Origin of the sequence: Dyella japonica (assembly GCF_040545895.1) — a bacterium.
Taxonomy (GTDB): Bacteria; Pseudomonadota; Gammaproteobacteria; order Xanthomonadales; family Rhodanobacteraceae; genus Dyella; species Dyella japonica_D.
Genome location: NZ_JBEPMU010000017.1, coordinates 1 through 5,258, shown reverse-complemented (window position 1 = coordinate 5,258; position 5,258 = coordinate 1). Strand labels below are relative to the sequence as shown.

Sequence of the window (5,258 nt, the reverse complement as noted above, 5' to 3'; positions counted from 1 at the left end):
ACCCTGCTCGGTGGCGCCGGCGACGATGTGCTCGACGGTGGCACCGGCAGCAATCGCTTGGAAGGCGGTGCCGGCAACGACACCTTGAAGGTGGCTTACGACGCCAACAACAACGTGTTTGTTGGCGGCACCGGCGACGACGTGATGTACGGCAGCTATGGCTCGGACACCTACGTGTTCAACCTGGGCGATGGCAAGGACACCATCGTGGAGACCAGTTACTACAACGGTGCGGTCGACACAGTGGCCTTCGGCGATGGCATTCGGGCGAGCGACCTGCAGATCATCCGTCGCGATAGGGATCTGGTGTTTGTCCACGCCAACGGTCAGGACGAGCTGGCCATCCGCAACTGGTTTAGCACCGCCAACAGCAGCAGCACGGAGAACGCCGGTGCACTCATCGAGCGGGTGACCTTTGCCGATGGCACCAGCTGGGGCCTGAGCGACCTGCATCAGCAGATGCTGGTGCAGGTCGGGACCAGCGCCAACGACACCCTGTCGGGCTGGATCGGCAGCGACCTGCTGGTCGGTGGCGATGGCAATGACACCCTGATGGGTTGGGAAGGCAACGACACCCTGCTCGGTGGCGCCGGCGACGATGTGCTCGATGGCGGCACCGGCAGCAATCGCTTGGAAGGCGGTGTCGGCAACGACACCTTGAAGGTGGCCTACGACGCCAACAACAACGTGTTTGTTGGCGGCACGGGCGACGACGTGATGTACGGCAGCTATGGCTCGGACACCTACGTGTTCAACCTGGGCGATGGCAAGGACACCATCGTGGAGACCAGTTACTACAACGGTGCGGTCGACACGGTGGCCTTCGGCGAAGGCATTCGGGCGAGCGACCTGCAGATCATCCGTCGCGGCAGGGATCTGGTGTTTGTCCACGCCAACGGCCAGGACGAGCTGACGATTCGCAACTGGTTTAGCACCGCCAACAGCAGCAGCACGGAGAACGCCGGTGCACTCATCGAGCGGGTGACCTTTGCCGATGGCACCAGTTGGGGCCTGAGCGATCTGCATCAGCAGATGCTGGTGCAGGTCGGGACCAGCGCCAACGACACCCTGTCGGGCTGGACCGGCAGCGACTTGTTGGTCGGTGGCGACGGCAACGACACCCTGCTGGGTTGGGAAGGCAACGACACCCTGCTCGGTGGCGCCGGCGACGATGTGCTCGATGGCGGCACTGGCAGCAATCGCTTGGAAGGTGGTGCCGGCAACGACACCTTGAAGGTGGCCTACGACGCCAACAACAACGTCTTCGTCGGTGGCACGGGCGACGACGTGATGTACGGCAGCTATGGCTCGGACACCTACGTGTTCAACCTGGGCGATGGTAAGGACACCATCGTGGAGACCAGTTACTACAACGGTGCGGTCGACACGGTGGCCTTCGGCGATGGCATTCGGGCGAGCGACCTGCAGATCATCCGTCGCGATAGGGATCTGGTGTTTGTCCACGCCAACGGTCAGGACGAGCTGGCGATCCGCAACTGGTTTAGCACCGCCAACAGCAGCAGCACGGGGAACGCTGGTGCGCTGATCGAGCGGGTGACCTTTGCCGATGGCACCAGTTGGGGCCTGAGCGATCTGCATCAGCAGATGCTGGTGCAGATCGGGACCAGCGCCAACGACACCCTGTCGGGCTGGATCGGCAGCGACCTGCTGGTCGGTGGCGATGGCAATGACACCCTGATGGGCTGGGAAGGCAACGACACCCTGCTCGGTGGCGCCGGCGACGATGTGCTCGATGGCGGCACCGGCAGCAATCGCTTGGAAGGTGGTGCCGGCAACGACACCTTGAAGGTGGCCTACGACGCCAACAACAACGTCTTCGTCGGTGGCACGGGCGACGACGTGATGTACGGCAGCTATGGCTCGGACACCTACGTGTTCAACCTGGGCGATGGTAAGGACACCATCGTGGAGACCGGCGCCTATAACGGCGCAACGGACACCCTATTGTTCGGTCAAGACATCACGGCCGATCGGTTGTGGTTCCGTCGCGTGGGCGCGGATCTGGAGGTCAGTATTGTCGGCACCCAGGACAGCACGACGGTCAAGAACTGGTACGGCGGAGCGGGCTATCAGATCGAACAGTTCAAGACCGCCGACGGCAGCACGCTGCTCAGTGGTCAAGTCAATGCACTGGTCTCCGCCATGGCATCGTTTACCCAGCCGGCGGCTAACGAAACTTATCTGCCGCCCGACTACGCAGATGTATTGCGCCCGGTGATCGCTGCCAACTGGCATTGACGGAGAAAGGCAACCTGCTCCTGTCTGGCGACAGCAGAGGGAGCAGGTGCCCCGTTTTCAGTCTGGAAGGCAAAGCGTTCCATCGCGCCCTCGCCCACCTTACGCCAGGTAGGACGCTCAACGCGGAGACCCATACCAGCCAGCGTCGGGTCATCGACTATCTGCTCGATCCCATTCGACAAGGAATCGATGAGTCGTTGAGGGAGCGTTGATGACGAACAACGCGGTGGTTGTGTGCTCGCCAATATCCCTTCTGGTCATGAGGATGGGGATCTTAGGACGCATCCATGGGCTCGTAAGCACCACAAGCGACGAACCCCAAACCTAAATTTAAGCGGTTGAACGTAGAGAGGAGTGTCGCCTTGCCATCCTTCAAAGCAAATCGTCTGGCCATGATGCTGTGCATGGTCGTCACCGCAACAGGTTGTGATCGCGGTGGCGAATCGGGCAACCATGGCGTGATGGACCACAGAGCCAAGGTCCCTACCGCGAGCTCAGCAAACCAAGGTCCGGTAAAGCTTCTGAGTGAATCCGGAAAAACGGTTTATTGCTTTCAGTTTCCCAAGAGTACGTATGTTTCCATCCCACAGCGGGCAACCTTTCTAACCGTTGAATTCAATCAGATAGAAGACATCACGAGCGGCGAACATAGCGACAGCCCTCCTGTCGTCGGAACCGGAAATTACCTCATAGCACTTCATGCTTACGACAATGAGGCCATTCGGGACATTGCACTTACCGATATCGCCTCTTATGGCAAGACGGAAGAGATGGACGGCTATCAGGTTACTTTCTACAACTCTTATAATGGTGGAGGCAGAGTCAATGCAATCTCCCGCTCAAAACTTTTTAGCGTCTCTCTCTACATTATTTCCAGGGCTCATAGAGACGCCACCCAGCGGCGCGATGACGCCACCGCCGTCTTGAAATTCATCGGCAACGCACTAACGACTTGCCAAGGGAAGGGGTCATGACGTCATCGTACTTAGACTTTCACTTCCATCAGCATCAGATCGTCATCGCCGAGAGTGACGAGGCATCTGGCGATCCGCCAGGAATGTATGGGCATCTAAGTTATGAAGCACATGGCGTAATGACCGCCAATCCACCGAATCATGCTTGAAAGATTGTCCGGTGGCATTGAAATTTCTGAGCGATTTATGAGTCGTCTTGCAGGAGGCAGCTGATGGGTTATTTAAGAAAAAATCGCTATGTGACCTCGGTCTTCATAGTAGTTATCGCAGCGTGTTCGTATAAGTCGAAAGACTGGCCGGAGCCACCGCTCAACGCCACTCCCAAGGACAGGCAGGTCGTATCTATCACTACCGAGGATGGTACGCCCGTTCCTGCGGTTGTGACTGCGCGATATGGCAACCCTGCAAAGGAATGTCTCGCACCCAAGGTGGCCGGTCGTCGCGGGCGTGACTACCCGCACGCCAGCATTACCATTCAAAGCGAGGCCAATATATTCCCTATCTACCTTGATCGTTACGAAAATGCGGGCCCGTGCCCTTGGAACGTGATGGATGTCAGCGTGCGGCTATTAGGAACAGATGGGCAAGTCGCTATCACTGGCGGCATGTCCTCTTTGGCGTTTTACTCTGGATATCACTTTGAATGGTTTTGCGATTTAAAGCGGCCCGGAGTGAACCAGTGCATGAGAGGCAGTGTGCCTGGCTGGACGAAAATCATTATCTCTGTACGCTAACAAAGGACTGTGCCATGACCATTCCGACGTCGGATTACGCTTTTCTATCTTCCCTGGTTTATCACGATCTTGCAGTACAGCAGATCGTCCAAGGGGGCGGCGCACGCTACGAAGTGCTCCATGTTTCGGGCCTTTCCGTGGATGGCTATTCTGGGGCGGTGTTTAAGAATCTGGATACGGGCGAGCTCGTTGTATCCCATGCAGGCACCGAACCATCGGATATCCATGACATTCTGGCGGATGTTCCGATGGGACTTGGAGAGCCTCCGACCCAGTGGCCTGAGGCTTCTGCCACCATGCAGTGGGCTGCCGAATACGCAGCGAGGAACGACAATCCAAGCATCAGTGTGACGGGACATTCCTTAGGGGGTGCGCTCGCGCAGCTCTCAGCGATTGCGTATGGCGTTCACGCGGACACCTTCAACTCCTATGGCGCGTACAACGTCGCTCAAAACTTGGAGATGAACCTAGATATCGCGTTAGATCTGGTCACGAATCATCGCGACGCCTTTGACCCAGTGTCGCAGTTATCACGCCAGGTCGGCCGCGATCTCATGTACATGAGTGACGCTGAAGCCGCTGCCTATTCCAATTACGGTGTGGAGGGTGCATGGGAGAAGTTTTCTGCGACGCTATCGGCCCATAGCATTAGTAATTTCTGGGAAGACGGCGCACCCGGTGTCTTACTCACAGACAACCGCTGGGGTGATGTCGTCTCTGGTGATTTGCCTGGCGCTCTCGATCACATCGGCAGTGATTTGCGTGAGCAACTGGCAAAACTGAAGAGCTCGCTATCCGACGCTTTTAATATATTTCTTTCGCAACTCGAACTTGCGGCGAATGCCATCGTCCAAGGTAATACCTACCGTATCCAACGCTACGATCCCCTGGCGCTCGATCTCGATGGCGACGGCAAGGTCAGCACGCGCGCAGAGGACAATTGGACCGGCGTATTGTTCGATCACAACGGGGACGGCATTCGCACCGCCTCGGGCTGGGTGGCCGGCAACGATGGTCTGCTGGTGCGCGACCTGAACGGCAATGGCCTGATCGACAGCGGGCGCGAGCTGTTCGGCGATCAAACCCTGCTTCGGAGTGGGCAGTTCGCCGCGAACGGCTTCGATGCGCTGGCCGATCTGGACGACAACGGTGATGGTGTGATCGACGCAAACGATGCTGCCTTTGGCTCGTTACGCGTATGGCGCGATCTCAATGGCGATGGTATCTCGCAGGCCAATGAGCTGTTTACGCTGGACGATCTCGGCATCGTCAGCCTGTCACTGACCCACTC

4 protein-coding genes are annotated in these 5,258 nt (G+C 57.9%); all 4 read left to right on the top strand.

Features of this window, described 5'->3' with window-relative positions; all coding sequences use genetic code 11:
* The coding region (locus tag ABIC75_RS22985) for a calcium-binding protein (protein WP_354016213.1) at positions 1-2,259 on the top strand (2,259 nt) is incomplete at its 5' end.
* A gap of 362 nt (positions 2,260-2,621) precedes the next feature.
* Positions 2,622-3,233, top strand: a complete 612-nt coding sequence (locus ABIC75_RS22980; RefSeq protein WP_354016212.1) for a hypothetical protein — start codon at positions 2,622-2,624, stop codon at positions 3,231-3,233.
* A gap of 212 nt (positions 3,234-3,445) precedes the next feature.
* Positions 3,446-3,967, top strand: a complete 522-nt coding sequence (locus tag ABIC75_RS22975; RefSeq protein WP_354016211.1) for a hypothetical protein — start codon at positions 3,446-3,448, stop codon at positions 3,965-3,967.
* 14 nt (positions 3,968-3,981) lie between these two features.
* On the top strand, positions 3,982-5,258 hold a 1,277-nt coding region (locus tag ABIC75_RS22970; protein ID WP_436407978.1), incomplete at its 3' end, for a lipase family protein.